Here is a 16,985-nt window from a genome sequence, read left to right on the forward strand (position 1 = left end):
CGGCAGCCCGACCCTGCCGACCACGACGGCCGCCGCCCCGCCGACCAGGAGCACCGACACCGGCAGCCGTCGTGGCAGCGCCCCTGCCAGCAGCACCCCGGCCGTCGCGCCGGCCGAGAAGGCGGTGAGCAGGAGCGCGGCGCCGGGGGCGTCCAGGTCGTGCCGCGCCCGCAGCGCGGGCAGCGCGGGCCCGAGCGCGCTGCTGAGCACGCCCAGGACGAGGAAGCCGACGACGCCGACCACCGCGAGCGCGGTGGTGGAGGGGGCGGCAGGGCCGCGCGCGGGCAGCGGGCCGTCAGGCAGGGTGTCGCTCGCGGCGGGAGAGGTGTGGGGCACGAGCCGCAGTCAATCGTGCATACTTCGGCAGAGTCAAGAACATTTCGGCACAGAAGGCGGCAGGGATGCGGGAGTTCGCCCAGGAGCGGCAAGACAGGATTCTGTCCGGCCTCAAGGAGCACGGCCGCGTCGAGGTGGCCGGGCTGGCTGTCGCCCTCGGGGTGTCCGAGGACACCGTTAGGCGCGACCTGCGCGCCCTCGCCGCCGCCGGGCACGTGCAGAAGACCCACGGTGGCGCGGTGGCGGTCGACCCCGCACGGGCGTCCTGGGCCGACCGGCAGGACCTCGCCGTCGACGAGAAGGCGGGCATCGCGGCCGCGGCCGTACAGCTGGTCGCTCCCGGGCAGACCCTCATGCTCGACGCCGGCTCCACCGTCCTGGCGTTCGCCCGGGCGGTGCTCCTCGCGCAGCACCTGCGCCCCCTCACCGTGGTGACCAGCTCGGTGGACGTCGCGCTCGCCCTGGGGGAGCGCGGCTCCGGCGTCACGGTGCACGTGACCGGCGGGGCCTGGGACGCCCGGTCGCGCTCGCTCGTCGGGCCGGCTGCCGTGGCGGGCACCGCCCGCTACCGCGCCGACTGGGCGGTGCTCGGCGCCTGCGCGCTGCACCCGCGGGTCGGTGCCACGTCCGTCGACCTCCTCGACGCGGAGGTCAAGACCGCCATGGCCGCCGGCTCTGCGCGCGTGGCCGTGCTCGCCGACAGCAGCAAGCACGGCACCACCGCCCCCTACCTGGTCGCGGCGCCCGACGGGCTCGACGTCCTCGTCACCGACGTCCCCGACGCGGCCGAGCAGTGGCGCGGGCACGACGTCCGGGTCGTCCTTGCCCCGGCGCCGGCGGCCACCCCGACGTCCTGACGCCGTCGCGGGGTGCCGGCGGAGGGACGCGGGTCAGGCCGCGGGGGCGGTCGACTCCCGGGGCACGAGCCGGCACGGCAGCTTCTCCACCCCGGACCCCATCGTCCCGCGGATGGCGGCGAACAGGCGCTGCGCGGCGACCCGGCCGAGCTGCTGGAGGTTCATGTCGATGCTGCTCAGCGCGGGGCGCGCGCCTGCGGCGAAGATCTCCCAGTTGTCGAAGCCGATGACGGCCACGTCGTCGGGGACAGACCGGCCCGCCTCCTGGAGGGCATCGAGCACGCCGCGGGCGATCTGGTCGGAGCCGGCGAACACCGCGTCGACGTCGGGCGACTGCGACAGCAGCATCCGGGTGGCGCCGCGTCCCCACGCCTCGGACCAGGCGCCGAACAGGACCCGGCCGCCCGCCAGCGGCACCCCCTCGGTGGCGAGCTCGGCCAGGGCGCCGTTCGCGCGGTCCTGCGTGGCGCCGTAGGACGGGTCCCCGGTGATGTGCGCGATCCGCGACCGTCCGCAGTCGAGCAGGTGGCGCACGGCGGCGCGGCCTCCGCCGTGGTTGTCGACCACGAGCGACAGGTCGTCCTTGTGCTCGGAGGGGGCGTAGGCGTACACCACCGGGACCGGCAGGGCCCGGCCGATCGAGGGCCGGGAGTCCGGGCGCGCGCCCACGACGATGAGGCCGTCGACCCGGCGCGACAGCAGCGCCCTCAGGTGGTGGCTCTCGCGGATGGCGTCCCCGCGGGCGTCGCACAGCAGCACCGAGGTGCTCCCCGAGCCGAACGCGTCCTCGGCGCCCAGCAGGATGGGGATGGAGAAGCGGCCCTCCAGGTCCGACGTGAGCAGCCCGACCGTCCCGGTGCGGCCGGCGATGAGACCCCGCGCGAGCGCGTTCGGCGAGAAGGACAGGCGCTCGGCCGCCTCGATGACCCGGGTGCGGGTCTCGGCGCGCACCTGCTGCCGGCCGTTGAGCGCCTTGGACGCGGTCGCGATGGACACCCCTGCCAGGCGGGCCACGTCGCTGAGGGTCGCCGGCCGCTGCCCGGGGCGCGGCTCGGACGCTGTCGTCACTGGCTCCTCCTGCCGCCTTCCGGTCGTCGTCGGGACGGACTGTATCCGGTGGAGTGCTTGACGCGCCCCACCGGCCGCAATATGTTCTGAAAGCCTTTTCGGTCAGACGGCCGGGAGGGGTGACCGGCTCACAGCACCGCCGCGACGGGTCCTGGAGCGCTACGGCGCGCTCATGGGCCCTGCCGGCGCACCAGCACCGAACAGCTCGACGAAAACCCGAGCAGCCTCCGGGCGCAGGGTCCGGGTCGAGATGTCTCCCCAGGGCACGGCCGACCGGGCCGCGCCGACGACCCACGGACAGCTCGAGGAGATCGCAGATGACACGCAGGTGGACAGCCCGTCGGCGGACGGTCCTGGCCGTCACGACGGCCGGGGTGCTCGTGGCCGGCCTGGCGGCGTGCGGCGGCGGGGACAGCGCCCCCGCGGCCGGCGGCAGCGGCGAGGGCGGCGTGGAGGGGGTGGACGACGGCACGACGCTCACGCTCTGGACCCGGGCGCCCCTGGAGTACCAGGCCAACCTCCTCGTCGACGCCTACAACGAGACGCACGAGAACCAGGTCGAGCTCACCATCACCCCCAACGACGACTACGTCTCGCGCGTCGGCGCCGCCGCCGGCAGCGGCGAGCTGCCCGACCTCTTCGCCGCGGACATCGTGTACGTCCCGAACTGGACCGAGGCAGGGCTCTTCGCCGACATCACCGACCGGGTCTCGCAGCTGGACCACGCCGACGAGATCAACCAGGGCCACCTGGACGCCGGGACCTACGAGGACGCGCAGTACGTGCTGCCCTTCGTGCTCGACCTGTCGGTGATCTTCTGGAACAAGGAGCTGTACGCCGAGGCGGGCCTGGACCCCGAGCAGGGCCCGACCACGGTCGAGGAGTTCAAGGAGCACGCCCTCGCGGTCCAGGCGCTGGGGAAGCCCGGCGTGTACGGCACGTACTTCGGCGGCAACTGCGGCGGCTGCAACGTCTTCACGTGGTTCCCCATGGTGTGGGCCTCGGGCGAGGAGGTCATGAACGAGGACGGGACCGAGGCGCTGCTCGCCGGCGACGCCGCCAAGGAGGTCTACGGCACCTGGCGGGAGCTGTGGGAGGCCGGCGCGGTCGCCCCGGGCAGCCGCGACGAGACCGGCGCGACCTGGGTGGCCGACTTCCAGGAGGGCAACATCGGCGTGATGCCGTACCCGGCGACCCTGCTGGCCACGGCCGACGAGACGGTCGACGTCGGCGTCGTGCCGATCCCGGGCGTCGACGGCGGCCAGTCGACGTTCGTCGGCGGCGACGGCATCGGCATCTCCAAGGACTCCGAGAACGCGGACGCCGCGTGGAACTTCCTCCAGTGGCTGATGTCGGAGGAGGCCCAGGTCGAGGTGCTCGCGGCCAACGACAGCACGGTCTCCCGCAGCGACCTGGCTGACAACGAGTACAGCCGCGAGGACCCCCGGGTCCTGGCGATCAACGAGGTCGCCGGCGCGCCGGACAGCAGGACCCCGGTCGCGGTGAACTTCCAGCAGGCGTTCAACGCGCCCGACAGCCCCTGGGTGACGCTGTTCCGCAACGCCGTCTTCGAGGGCGGCACGTCCGTCGACGAGGACGCCGAGGCCGTCACCGAGGTGCTCGGCCAGTGAGGACCGCGGTGGCGCCGGTGGCTGCGGACCCCGGCGCCACCGCCGTCCGCCCCGCCGCAGCACGCTCCCGGCCGGCTCGCCCGACGCGACCCGGCCCCGTCCCCCGGAGGCACCCATGACGACCACGACGACGCCGACGGTGCCCGCCGTCGCGGCACGTCCGCGCGGCAGGCGGCGCCCGCTGCGCAGCTCCCGGGCCGTCGTCGGCTGGCTGTACGCCACGCCGACCCTGGTCTTCCTCGTCCTGTTCTTCCTCGTCCCCGTGCTGCTGGTCGTCCGGATGTCGCTGTCGGACTGGCCGCTGTTCGCCGGGGACCGGGGGCTCAACGCGCCCGACAACTACGTGGCCGCCGTCGACCTGCGCCTGTTCTGGCCGGCCGTGGCGTTCACCCTCACCTACACCGTGGTGACGACCGTCATCCTGCTCGCGGTCTCCCTCGGCCTCGCGCTGCTGGTCCAGGAGAGCAGCCGGTGGAAGAGCCTCGTCCGGACCGCCTTCCTCGTGCCCAGCGCGCTCGGGCTGGCCTCGGCCTCCCTGCTGTTCTACGCGCTGTACAGCCCGCAGTCGGGCCCGTTCGGGCAGGCGCTGCAGGGCCTCGGCGTCGTGGACGAGCCCGTGTCGTTCCTCGGGACGCCGACCTCGGCGCTGTGGTCGACGGTGTTCCTCATCGTCTGGCGCTTCGCCGGCTTCTACATGCTGCTGCTCCTCGTGGGGCTGCAGGCCATCTCCGGGGACGTCTACGAGGCGGCCCGGATCGACGGCGCCGGCTGGTGGCAGACCTTCACCCGCATCACGGTGCCGCTGCTGCGGCCCTCGCTCGCGCTGTGCACGATCCTCTGCGTCACCGGGTCGCTGCTGGCGTTCGACCAGTTCTACATCCTCACCAAGGGCGGGCCGGACAACAGCACGGTGACCATCGTCCAGCTCGTCTACAACGTCGCCTTCCAGGGCCAGAACGACCTGGGCGTGGCGGCGGCGGTGTCGATGATCGTCCTCGGGGCGCTGGTCCTGCTCAACGTCGCCCAGCTCAAGGGCCTGCGGGGAGGGGACCGCTGATGGCGACCACCACGCGCCCGGCCCGCACCCCCGCCGCCGCCGGCGGCAGCCGCGACCGGGGCCCGTCGGTCGGCTCCCTGCTCGCCCGCACGCCGGCGGTCGTCCTCGCCGGCGGCCTGGCGGTCGTCTTCCTGTTCCCGCTGGTGTGGGCGGCCGTCGCGTCCGTCTCGCCGCAGGGCGGGACCGCGCAGAGCGTCGGCTGGGGCTTCGCCAACTACGTGACGCTGGCCAACTACCAGGCCGGGATCTGGCAGTACCTGCTCAACTCCGTCATCGTCTCCGGGCTGACGGTCGTCCTCACGCTGACCACGTCGCTGCTGGGCGGCTACGCCTTCGCGATGTTCCGGTTCCCGGGCAAGGACCTGCTCTTCCTGCTCACGCTGGCGATCCTCATGGTCCCGTACGCGACGCTGCTCATCCCGCTGTACGTGCTGCTCAACGCCCTCGGGCTGTCGAACTCGCTCGTCGGCCTGGCCCTCGTGCTCACCATGTTCCAGCTGCCGTTCGCGACGTTCATGATGCGGATCTCGTTCGAGTCCGTGCCGCGCGAGCTCGAGGAGTCGGCGCTGGTCGACGGCTGCGGCACGTTCGGCGCGCTGCGGCGGGTGCTGCTGCCCGCCGTCAAGCCCGGGCTCATCACGGTCGGGCTCTTCGCCTTCCTCGCCGCGTGGAACGACTTCATCACGCCGCTGATCCTCATCAGCGACTCCGGCAAGGTCCCGCTGCCGCTCGCGGTGGCCAACATGCGCCAGCAGGTCATGGGCATCGTCGACTACGGCGCCACGGAGGCCGGCGTCGTGGTGCTCGCCCTGCCGTGCGTCGTCCTGTTCCTCCTCCTGCAGCGCCACTACGTGCGGGGGTTCATGTCCGGTGCTCTCAAGGGGTGAAGCGATGACGTCGCAGGCAGTGCTCGGCCACCGGACGACGGGCCGGGCCGACGCGCCGGGCTCCGGCCGGCCGGTGGACCCGGTCGGCGGGACGCTCCGACCGCTCGGGGTGCACGAGGTCCAGATCACCGGCGGCTTCTGGGGCGACCGGCAGCGGACGAACGGGGAGCGGGGGATCGCCCACGTCGAGCACTGGCTCGAGCGCGAGGGCTGGCTCGGCAACTTCGACGCCGCCGTCCAGGGCCGGCTGCCGCAGGACCGCACGGGCCGGGAGTTCGCCGACACCGAGGTCTACAAGCTGCTCGAGGCCATGGCCTGGGAGATCGGCCGGACCGGCTCGCCGGCCCTCGAGGCGCGCTTCGCGGCCATCGTGTCCCGCGTCTCGGCCGCCCAGGAGCCCGACGGCTACGTCGGCACCTGCTACGGGCGGCCGGGGCAGGCGCCGCGCTGGTCGGACCTGGAGTGGGGCCACGAGCTGTACGGCATCGGGCACCTCGTCCAGGCCGCGGTCGCCCGGGCCCGCGTCAGCGGGGTCGACGACGAGCTGGTGCGCGTGGCCTGCCGTGCCGCCGACCACGTCTGCGAGGTCTTCGGCGCCGACGGCATCCAGTCCGTCGACGGGCACCCGGAGATCGAGCCGGCGCTTGTCGAGCTGTACCGCGTGACCGGCCAGGCCCGGTACCTCGAGCAGGCGCGGCTGTTCGTCGAGCGGCGCGGGCACCAGGTGCTCGAGGACGTCGAGTTCGGCCGGTCGTACTTCCAGGACGACGTCCCGGTGCGCGAGGCGGACGTGCTGCGAGGCCACGCCGTGCGCGCGACCTACCTGGCCTCGGGCGCGGTCGACGTCGCCGTCGAGACCGGGGACACCGAGCTGCTGGCGGCGGTCGACCGGCAGTGGCGGGCCACGGTGGCCCGCCGCACCTACGTGACGGGCGGGATGGGGTCGAGGCACCAGGACGAGGCGTTCGGCGAGGACTGGGTGCTCCCGCCCGACCGCGCCTACTCCGAGACCTGCGCCGGCATCGGGTCGGTCATGCTGTCGTGGCGGCTGCTGCTGGCCACGGGGGAGACGCGCTTCGCCGACCTCGTCGAGCGCACCCTGTTCAACGTCGTCGCGACCTCGCCCGGCCACGACGGCACGAGCTTCTTCTACACGAACACGCTGCACCAGCGCGTGCTCGGCAGCGTGCCCGACCCCGACCGCGCGGTCGGTCGCGCGGCCTCGTCGCTGCGCGCACCGTGGTTCTCGGTGTCGTGCTGCCCCACCAACGTGGCCCGTACCTTCGCCAGCCTCGGCGCCTACCTGGCCACCGTGGACGACGACGGCCTGCAGCTGCACCAGTACGCGCCGTCCCGGGTGTCGACCCGGCTGGCGGACGGCCGCCGCATCGAGCTCGAGGTCCGCACGGAGTACCCGCGCGCCGGGTCGGTCCGGGTGGTCGTGCTCGAGGACGCGGGCTCACCGTGGACGCTGAGCCTGCGCGTGCCCGGGTGGGCCGCGGGTGCCGTCCTGGAGGTCGACGGGGCGTCCGAGCCGGTCGCGCCCGGGACGGTCACGGTGCACCGCCGGTTCCGGGCGGGGGAGCAGGTGGTGCTCGAGCTGCCGGTGCAGCCGCGCCTGACCCGGCCGCACCCCCGCATCGACGCCGTCCGAGGGTGCGTGGCGGTCGAGCGCGGCCCGGAGGTGCTGTGCGCGGAGTCCGTCGACCTGCCCTTCGACGGCTCGGTCGACGACCTGGTCGTCGACCCGTCCGCCCCGCTCGTCGAGGTGGACGGGGCCGTGACGCTGCGCGCGCGGCGCGTGGTGACGGCGGACGCCGCATGGCCGTACGACCCGGCCGGCCCGGGCGGGCCGGCCGGTCCCAGCGGCCTGGGTGCCGGCGGCTCTCCCGCCGTCGGCTCGCCCTCTGGCGGCTCGCCCGTCGGTCGGGCGGGCCACGACGCGTCCGACGGGGGTCCCCGTCAGCCCGTCGACGAGTTCGACGTGGTCCTGCGGCCGTACCACGACTGGGCCAACCGCGGCCCGGCCACGATGCGCGTCTGGCTGCCGACGGTCTGACGACCAGCAGGAGGACGGGGCTCGGCCGCGGGAGCGCCCTGGCTGCAGCGGGGCAGTCAGCGCCACCGGACATCCGTCCAGCCTGGACGCGTGTCCAGCGTCCACCCGACCAGCGCTGCCCGCGGCGACCTCAGCAGGAGATGCACGGCACTGGACAGCTGTTCAGCCTGAACGGCTGTCCAGTCCGTGGTTGTCGCCTGCCGCCGGGCCGGCGGACGGCACCGGTCACGGTCCGAGCCCTGGCGCAGCTCGCGGTCCGAGGCGGCCCGAGAGGGCGTCGCGGGGCCTGCGCCGGACCTTCGGGAGCGTCCCGCGCCCCACCGTTTCGGCCTCCGCCGAAAGTTCCCGAAAAGGATTGCGGTCCCCTGGCCCGCGGGGTTGGGTCAGCCACGGAAACCACCTGCTCGACGACGAGGAGTGACAGTGAACCGTTCCCTGCGCAGAGGGCACCGGAGGTGGGCCGCGACGACCGCGGCCACCCTCGGGACCGTCCTCGTGGCCACGCTGCTGGGCGCCCAGCCCGCCGCGGCCGACGACCCGGACCGGCTCAACGCCGGCATCGGGTACCCGACGTGGGCGGGGTCGACGACCCCGGTCCCGCCGCTGCCGGTCCCGCCCACCGTGGGCAACCAGCTGCAGTCCGTCTTCGACGCCGACCTCGCGGCCGGCGCCGGGACCGACAGCACCAAGGACTTCTGGATCGACCAGATGCTCGCCCGCACCGGCACCGCGGGCGGCAACGGCGACACCAACAACTGGCTGTTCTCCCGGGGGCGGGCGGCCTACATGTACACCCACCAGCCCGGCGTCATCGGCTTCGGCGGCTCGGCCGCGTACTGGCACGAGCTCGGCGCCGGGTCGGTCTACACGATCACCGCCAAGGTCGGCGGCAACGACGTCGTCATGACCGAGGTCACCGCCGAGCGCAAGCAGACACCGAGCTACTGGCGGAGCACCTTCGTCAACGCGGCGGCCGGGCTGCGCCTGGTGCAGCACAAGTTCATCACCCACAACAACGTGGCCGTGACGAACCTGGAGCTGAGCAGCACCGACGGCGCCGCCAAGGGCGTCGAGCTGCGGGCGGTCTCGCCGATGGCGACCACCGCCGAGGGCGACGAGCTCACCGGCACCAAGGTCACCAAGAACAGCATCACCACGCTGTACCCGCGTATGTCCGGCGACGGCTTCACCGCCGCCGCGGGGGCGCTCACGCGGCAGCTCGAGGTCCCCGCCAGCGGCACGGCCAGCACCAAGGTCCAGCTCGGCTACGTGACGACGGAGATCCCGGAGTCGCGCACCGAGTACGACGCCTACCGGGCCGTGACCCCGCAGGCCGCGTTCACCGAGCAGGTCACGTCGTACAACCGGTGGTGGGCGGAGAACATCCCGTTCCTTGACACCCCCGAGGACAACATCGACAAGACGCTCTTCTACCGCTGGTGGCTCATGCGGTTCAACTTCCTCGACGCGGACGTCCCGGGCAACGACTTCCAGTTCCCGACCTCCATGGAGGGCGTCACCGGCTACAACAACGCCATCGTCCTCACCACCGGCATGTTCATCGACGACCTCAAGTACTTCCGCGACCCGGTGTACTCCTACGGCCCCTGGGTGTCGGCGGGGGAGACCGCGCGCAGCGGGAAGATGGAGGACAACCCCGGCTCGCCGGCCAACTGGAGCAACTCCTACACCGAGTACGTCACCGAGGCGGGCTGGCGCTCCTACCAGCTGCACGGCGGCCCCGCCCCGGTCGCGGAGAACCTGGCGGTCTACGGCGAGAACGACGTCGAGGGCCTCCTCGAGGCCTATGACGGCAACGGCAACGACCTCATCGAGTACGACTGGGGCGCCATGACCGGCAACGACGCCGACGCGGTGTCCTTCGACTGGGCGCGCGAGAACGGCGAGGTCAACATGGACCGCGCCGAGAGCGCCTACCTGTACTCCAACGCCATGGCCTCGGCCGAGGCGTACCGGGCCGCCGGCGACGAGGCGAAGGCCGTCGAGATGGAGGCACTCGCCCAGCGGGTCAAGACCGCGGTGATGGGGACGCTCTGGGACGCCGAGGACAACCTCATCAAGCACCGCCAGGCCGGCGACTCGAACCTGCTGGTGGACTGGAAGGAGATTAACAACTACTACCCGTTCACCGTGGGACTGGTGCCCAAGCCCGGTGACGCGGACTACGACGACGACTACACCGAGGCCCTGCGCCTGTGGAAGTACGCCGACGAGTACCCGATCTTCCCCTTCTACACGGCCAACCAGGCCGATGCCGCCGAGCGCGGGGGAGAGGGCAGCAACAACTTCTCGATCATCAACTCGACGGTGACGTTCCGGATGCTGTCCAGCGTCCTGCGCGACTACCCGAGCGAGCACATCGACGCGAGCTACTACAAGAAGCTCCTGTACTGGAACGCGTGGTCGCACTACATCGACGGCGACAACCGGATGCCCGACCAGAACGAGTTCTGGAACTCGGCGTCGGCCAACACCGGGTGGGGCGACGAGCAGTCCATCGGCTACCGATCCTGGATCCACCACACGATCCTCGGGACGACGAACTTCACGATGATCGAGGACGCGATGGGCCTGCGCCCGCGCTCCGACGCGAAGATCGAGCTCGACCCGATCGACATCGACTGGCCGTACTTCACCGCCAACAACATCCGCTACCGCGACAAGGACCTCACCGTCGTCTGGGACGAGCCCGGCGACGGGCAGCGCCCGTACGGCACCGACGTGCCCGAGGGGTACTCCGTCTTCCTCGACGGCTCGCTGGCCTTCACGGTCGGCAGCCTCGGCCGCGTCGTCTTCGACCCGGCGACCGGCACCGTCACGGAGAAGGACGACGACGTCGAGGTGCTGGCGACGAACGCGAGCTCGCTGCAGGCGCCGGAGCAGGTCCGCTTCGGCGACGACGAGCGGGTCGTCGACCTGTTCGCCAAGGCCGGCGCCGACATCCGCACCTCGACCACCGGCACGGCCAACCTGGCCGAGGGCGCCGCGGTGGAGGCCACGTACACCGCCGAGGAGACGTACTCCTCCGCGGAGGCGGCCGTCGACGGCACCACCATCAACGAGCCGTTCTGGGGCACGGCGGGCTCGCCGAGCGCCACCGACTCGATCACGCTCGACCTCGGCGCGGCGCAGGCCTTCGACGACGTCCGCGTGTACTTCTACCGGACCTCGTCCTCGGACTCCCCGCAGGGCGGTCGGCTCGCCGGCACGCGCCAGGGCTACGCCGCCCCGTCGATGTACTCCGTGGAGTACCTGGACGGCAGCACGTGGACGCCGGTCCCGGGCCAGGCCAAGAACCCGGTCTACCCGCGCGGCAACTACAACCAGGTCCAGCTGCCCGAGGTGACCGCGAGCAAGGTGCGCATCACCGTCACCCACGCGCCCGGGTTCCGCACCGGCATCAAGGAGGTGCAGGTCCGCCGCACCGGCGCCGAGGCGCCCGCGGTGACCAACGCGGCCCCGAGCGTCACCGCCCGGCCCGATGCCGCCTTCTCGCAGCCGGGCGCGGCACGCCTGGTCGGCACCGTGCTCGACGACGGCCTGCCGTCGGGGCAGCTGTCGTCGACGTGGACCGTCGTCGAGGCACCCGAGGGCGCCAGCGCGCTGTTCGCCGACGCCCGCTCGGCCACCACCGTCGTCCGGTTCAGCACGGGCGGGCGCTACGTCCTCCGGCTCACCGCGACCGACGGCGAGCAGAGCGCCTCGACCGACCTGGTCGTCGAGGCGAGCGGGGCGGACGGGGCGGGGGCGGACGTCTCGGGCGCCGCCACGCCGACCGCGTCGTACACCGCAGGCTGGAACAACGTCCGTGCGGTCAACGACGGCGCAGGCGCGAACTCCGGCGGCGCCCAGGACGCGATCTGGGGCACGTGGTCGGGCAGCCGACCGGCGTCGCAGTGGCTGCAGTACACCTGGGCCAGCCCGGTCCGGGTCACCGGCTCCGACGTGATGTTCTGGTCCGACGTCGCCGCGGGGACCGGTGACGGCGTCGCCGTGCCGGCGTCCTGGAAGATCCAGTACCTCGACGCCGACGGTGCCTGGGTCGACGTCACCGGCGCCGACGGCTACGGCACCGAGCGCACGGGCACCAACGCCACGACGTTCGACGCCGTGACGACGACCGCCCTGCGCGCGACCTTCTCCGCCTCCCCGAACGCGGCGGGCACGTCGTTCTCGGCGGTCGCCGTGGCGGAGTGGGAGGTCTTCGCCGACGCACCCGTCGCCGTCGACGCCCTCGACGTGCGCACCACCACGGGCCAGCTGCCCGCCCTGCCCGGGACGGTCGGCGTGACCTACGCCGACGGCAGCCGGAGCACGGCCGCCGTGGTGTGGCCGGAGGTGACGCCCGAGCAGGTCGCGGGCGACGGCTCCTTCACCCTGACCGGCATCGTCGACGGCAGCACCCTGCCGGCGCAGGTGACGGTGTGGGTCCGCTCCACCCCGCCCGCGCAGGTCAACACCGTCGACCCCGTGCGGGTCGGCACCCGGACCGGCGTCGCGCCGGCCCTGCCCGCCACGGTGACCGTGCAGTACAACGACGGCTCCCGCGAGATGCTCCCCGTCGCCTGGGAGGCCGTCGACCCGGCGGACTACGCCCAGGTGGGCACGTTCGACGTCGGCGGCACGGTGGAGGGCCCCGGCGGCCAGGCCACCGCGACGGCGACGGTCACCGTCACCGCGAGCGGCGGCGGGGGCACCGACCCCGACCCCGACCCGACGGAGGAGCCCGGCAACCCGATCCTGGGCGACGGCAGCTACTACTCCGCCGACCCGGCCCCGCTCGTCGTCACCGGCGAGGACGGCGAGGAGGAGCTGTTCGTCTACACAGGGCACGACGAGGCCGGCCCCACGACGAACGACTTCATCATGAACGAGTGGGGCGCGTTCGAGACCGACGACTGGCGCTCGGGGGAGTGGACGCACCACCCGTCCCTCATGCGTCCTGAGGAGGTCTTCTCCTGGGCGAGCCCCGGCCGCGCGTACGCCGGGCAGGTCGTCGAGGGCGTGGACGGCCGCTACTACTGGTACGTCCCCGTCCACGAGGAGGCCAGCACCGCGGGCGACAAGTTCGGCATCGGCGTCGCCGTGTCCGACACTCCGCTCGGGCCGTGGACCGACCACGCCGGGGGGCCGCTGGTCAGCCAGTCGCTGCCGGCACCGAACACCGTGCACAACATCGACCCGACCGTCCTCGTCACCGGTGAGGGCGCGGAGGCCGAGGTCCACATGTGGTGGGGCAGCTTCAGCCAGCTCCGTCGGGTCGAGCTCGACCAGGACATGAAGACCGTCACCTCGCCGGCCCAGACCGTCACCGGCCTGACCGGGTTCTTCGAGGGCGCCTGGGCGTTCGAGCGCGAGGGCACCTACTACATGGCCTACGCGGCGAACAACGCCGGACCGACGAGCTCGTGCACCCCGGCGGTCTACCACGCGTGCATCGCCTACGGCACGGCTCCCTCGCCCGAGGGCCCGTGGACGTACCGCGGTGTCATCCTGCCGCCGGTCAGCTCGACGACCAGCCACCCCGGCATCGTCGAGGTCGACGGCGGGTGGGTCCTCGCCTACCACACGGCCGACGCGGTCGGCGGGAACCACTTCCGCCGCTCGGTCGCCGTGGACGAGCTGCTCTGGGACGACAGCGTGACGCCGGCGGCCATCCGCCCGGTGGTCACGACGCCGCGCCCGGTCGCGGACCCGACACCGCGGGCGAACGTCGCCCACGAGGCGACGGTCTCCGTGTCCAACACCCCCGTGCCGACGCAGTACTGGACGAAGGCGCTGAACGACGAGCTCGTCCGCCCGAACCCGCTGCCGCCGGACATGTGGGGCACGTACGACGGCGACCACGCCGCGCAGGAGTGGGTCCAGTACACCTGGGACACCCCGGTGCGGGTCGAGGGCAGCCGGATCGACTTCTGGGCCGACCAGCCCGCGGGCTCCGGCGTGGGGGTCGCACCCCCGACGTCGTGGACCGTCGAGTACTGGGACGACGAGGACGGCTGGCTCCCCGTGCCGGGCGCCAGCGGCTACCCCACCTCGACGGCCGGGCCGCAGGCGACCACCTTCGACGCCGTGACGACCACGCAGCTGCGGGCCGTGCTCGACGCCTCCACCGACGGGCAGACCTACGCCGCCCTGGCCGTGGAGGAGTGGGAGGTGCTCGCCACCCAGGCGGCATCGCTGCAGGACCTCGAGGTCACCGTCGAGGTCGGCGAGACCGACCTGCCCCGCACCACGACGGTCGGCTTCGCCGACGGGACCGAGCTCGAGGCCCTCGTCACCTGGGACGCCGTCGAGGCCGACCAGGTCGACGAGGCCGGCGCCACGTTCGAGGTCGAGGGCACCGTCCTCGGCCAGGCCGGCGGCCGCGTCACGGCCGTCGTCACCGTGGTCGCCGCCGAGGCGCCCGCCGGGGACACCGCCGCCCCGGAGGTGACCCTCACGCCGCTGGGCAGCCGGGGCACCGACGGCTGGTTCCGCTCCGCGGTCGACGTGCTCGTCGAGGCCGTGGACGACAGCGGGCTGCGCAGCACCCTGCGCACCCGGGTCGACGACGGCACCTGGACCGCGACCGGGCCCGCCCGGGACGTCGAGGTGCGGGTCAGCGGCGAGGGCAGCCACACCGTGGCCGCCCAGGCCGTCGACCGGGCCGGGAACACCTCCGGCACGGAGCAGCTCGTCGTCCGGATCGACTCGGCGGCGCCCGTCGTCGGGGCGACGGTCGACGCGGCGGCGCGCAGCATTACGCTGGACGCCACCGACGCCGGCTCCGGGGTGCGCCGGGTCGAGGTCCGGCAGGGCGAGGGGTGGGTCGCCTACACGGCCCCGCTCGTCGCCCCGTCGCTCGACCGGTTCGACGTCACCTACCGGGCGGTCGACGCGGCCGGCAACGTCGGGACCGCCCAGGTCGCGACGGTCGCGGCGGACATCTCCGGGCCGCTCAGCGGTCCGGTCGCCGCCCTGGCGACGCCGACGGCCTCCTACACCGCGCCGTGGAACAACCTGGACGCCGTCAACGACGGCCAGGTCCCGGCGGACCCCTCCACCGGGCAGCAGTGGGGCACCTGGTCGGGCGACCGGCCGGCGTCCCAGTGGCTGCAGCTGACCTGGCCGCGGGCCATCCGGGTCACCGACGCCGAGATCGTCTTCGACGCCGACTCCCCGCGCGGCACCGGCAACGGCGTCGCCCCGCCGGCGGGCTGGGTGCTCCAGCACCTGGCCGTGGACGGGACGTGGGTGGACGTGGAGACCACGTCGGCCTACGGCACCGACCCCGGCGTCGCCCACCGGATCACCTTCACGCCGGTCACCACGACGGCGCTGCGGGTGGTGCTGCAGGCGGACTCCGACGGCACCACGTTCTCCGCGCTGGGCGTCGTGGAGCTCGGGGTCACCGCCGACGACCCGGGCACAGACCCGGAGCCGCCGGTGTACGGGACCGAGACCTCGCTCGCCGAGGTGCTCGGGGCCGACACGAGCGGGCCGGAGCAGCCTAAGGACGCCGACGGCGAGGACTTCGACCTGGTCTGGGCCGCGGTGCAGCGGGTGCTCGCCGAGAAGCCGGGCTCCCCGGTGGCAGTGCTCACCGACCCCACCGCCGCCGTCACGGTGTTCCTGCCGGACGACGACGCCTTCCGGGCGGGCCTGCCGGCCCTGCTCCCGGGCCGGGTCGCCAACGAGAAGGCCGCCGCCACGCGGATGCGTTCGCTCTCGGTGGCGCAGCTGGAGACGCTGCTGCTCGACCACGTGGTGGTCGGTGCGACGGTCGTGTCCGCCGACGTCGCCCGGATGGACGGCCAGCAGGTCACCACAGCCGCCGGCACGGTCCTGACCGTGTCCGTCGGTGAGGCGGGGATCCGTCTCCTCGACGCCGACGGCGCCGTGGTCGCGGTCGTCGACGCTGACCGGGTCGACGTGAACCTGGGCCAGGTCCAGGTCGCCCACGTCATCGAGCGGCTCATCACCGGCTGAGCCGGCGCACCACCCCCGACGGGCGGGGCCGGGCCTCGCGGCCCGGTCCCGCCCGTCCTGTCCCGTCCGCCACGCCACGACCACCCGACGGAGGACCCATGACCCACGACGGCCACCGGCGCGACCCCGTGATGCACGACGTCGGACGCCTCGCGGGCGTCTCGCAGATGACCGTCTCCCGCGTGCTCAACGACCGCCCGCACGTCCGGCCCGAGACGCGCGCCCGCGTCGAGCGGGCCATCGAGCACCTGGGCTACCGGCGCAACGCGGCCGCTCGGGCGCTCGCCACCGGCTCGCCGTGCGCGCTCGGCGTGGTCGCCGCCCGCGCGGCCCTGCCCGGCTCGTCGGACGTCCTGCTCGCCCTGGAGGAGGCGGCCCGGAGGCGCGAGCGCGCCGTCACGGTCGCCACCGTCGGGTCCATGACGACCGCGGCCGTCCAGGAGGCGGTCGGCCACCTCGACGGGCTCGGCGTCGACGGCGTCGTGCTCGTCGCGCCGCAGCCCCCGGCCCCCGGCGAGTCGCTGCGGCTCCCGACGGGTGTCCCCGTGGTCGTCGTGGACGGGCCCCCGCACGCCGGCCTGCCCTCGGTCGTGGTGGACCAGGCGGCCGGTGCGCGGCTCATGACCGAGCACCTGCTGGGCCTCGGGCACCGCACCGTCCACCACGTCGCCGGGCTTGTCGGCTCACCGGGGGCCGACGAGCGCGCCGCCGGCTGGAAGGACGCGCTCGAGGCCGCCGGCCGACCGGTGCCGCCGCTTCTGCGGGGCAGCTGGACCGCCGCCGGGGGCCACGCCGCCGGCCGGCGCCTGGCCCGGGACCCGTGCGTCACCGCCGTGTTCGCGGCCGACGACCGCACCGCCCTGGGCGTCGTCCGGGCGCTGCAGGAGGCGGGCCGCCGGGTGCCCGAGGACGTGAGCGTCGGCGGTTTCGAGGACGTCCCGGAGGCCCCGTTCGTCGGCCCGGCCCTGTCGAGCGTCAGCCTGCGGGCCCCGCAGCTCGGCGAGGCGGGCATCGCCACGCTGCTGGCCCTCGTCGACGGCGGCGGGGCGACGCCCGGCGCCCGGGCGCGGACCACGGCGCCGCTGCTCGTCGTGCGCG

Annotated in this window: 9 protein-coding genes; 7 read left to right on the forward strand and 2 right to left on the reverse strand. The window is 73.8% G+C overall.

All coding sequences use genetic code 11. The features are described 5' to 3' along the window. On the reverse strand, positions 1-336 hold a 336-nt coding region (locus WCS02_RS08655), incomplete at its 3' end, for a hypothetical protein (RefSeq protein WP_340292050.1). A 65-nt stretch (positions 337-401) separates the two neighbouring features. Between WCS02_RS08655 and WCS02_RS08660 the strand changes: the two genes are divergently transcribed. Then, a complete protein-coding gene (locus WCS02_RS08660; protein WP_340292052.1) occupies positions 402-1,193 on the forward strand; it encodes a DeoR/GlpR family DNA-binding transcription regulator in 792 nt (263 codons plus the stop codon). 33 nt (positions 1,194-1,226) lie between these two features. Here the strand turns inward: WCS02_RS08660 and WCS02_RS08665 are convergent, their stop codons facing one another. Further along, positions 1,227-2,261, reverse strand: a complete 1,035-nt coding sequence (locus WCS02_RS08665; RefSeq protein WP_340292054.1) for a LacI family DNA-binding transcriptional regulator — start codon at positions 2,259-2,261, stop codon at positions 1,227-1,229. A gap of 317 nt (positions 2,262-2,578) precedes the next feature. On the opposite strand from WCS02_RS08665, the gene WCS02_RS08670 reads away from it, so the two are divergent. The 6 genes from WCS02_RS08670 to WCS02_RS08695 all read left to right on the forward strand — a co-directional run. Then, a complete protein-coding gene (locus tag WCS02_RS08670) occupies positions 2,579-3,892 on the forward strand; it encodes an ABC transporter substrate-binding protein (protein WP_340292056.1) in 1,314 nt (437 codons plus the stop codon). A gap of 115 nt (positions 3,893-4,007) precedes the next feature. Further along, positions 4,008-4,949: a carbohydrate ABC transporter permease gene (locus tag WCS02_RS08675; protein WP_340292058.1), complete on the forward strand. Its 942-nt coding sequence runs from the start codon at positions 4,008-4,010 to the stop codon at positions 4,947-4,949. Next, positions 4,949-5,836, forward strand: coding sequence for a carbohydrate ABC transporter permease (locus tag WCS02_RS08680; protein ID WP_340292060.1), 888 nt, complete (start codon positions 4,949-4,951; stop codon positions 5,834-5,836). The genes WCS02_RS08675 and WCS02_RS08680 overlap by 1 nt, the downstream gene beginning before the upstream one ends. Positions 5,837-5,840: 4 nt before the next feature. Beyond that, complete coding sequence (locus WCS02_RS08685; protein ID WP_340292063.1) at positions 5,841-7,895, forward strand: glycoside hydrolase family 127 protein; 2,055 nt, start codon at positions 5,841-5,843, stop codon at positions 7,893-7,895. Positions 7,896-8,318: 423 nt separating this feature from the next. Beyond that, entirely contained in the window at positions 8,319-15,887 is a 7,569-nt protein-coding gene (locus WCS02_RS08690; RefSeq protein ID WP_340292065.1) for an Ig-like domain-containing protein, read from the forward strand. 98 nt (positions 15,888-15,985) lie between these two features. Continuing rightward, the coding region (locus tag WCS02_RS08695) for a LacI family DNA-binding transcriptional regulator (RefSeq protein WP_340292067.1) at positions 15,986-16,985 on the forward strand (1,000 nt) is incomplete at its 3' end.

This window comes from Aquipuribacter hungaricus, assembly GCF_037860755.1.
Classification (GTDB): Bacteria; Actinomycetota; Actinomycetes; order Actinomycetales; family JBBAYJ01; genus Aquipuribacter; species Aquipuribacter hungaricus.

Coding starts and splice junctions, on each gene's coding strand:
- WCS02_RS08675 (WP_340292058.1), top strand. CDS start 4,008: ATGACGACCACGACGACGCCGACGGTGCCCGCCGTCGCGGCACGTCCG.
- WCS02_RS08660 (WP_340292052.1), top strand. CDS start 402: ATGCGGGAGTTCGCCCAGGAGCGGCAAGACAGGATTCTGTCCGGCCTC.
- WCS02_RS08680 (WP_340292060.1), top strand. CDS start 4,949: ATGGCGACCACCACGCGCCCGGCCCGCACCCCCGCCGCCGCCGGCGGC.
- WCS02_RS08670 (WP_340292056.1), top strand. CDS start 2,579: ATGACACGCAGGTGGACAGCCCGTCGGCGGACGGTCCTGGCCGTCACG.
- WCS02_RS08685 (WP_340292063.1), top strand. CDS start 5,841: ATGACGTCGCAGGCAGTGCTCGGCCACCGGACGACGGGCCGGGCCGAC.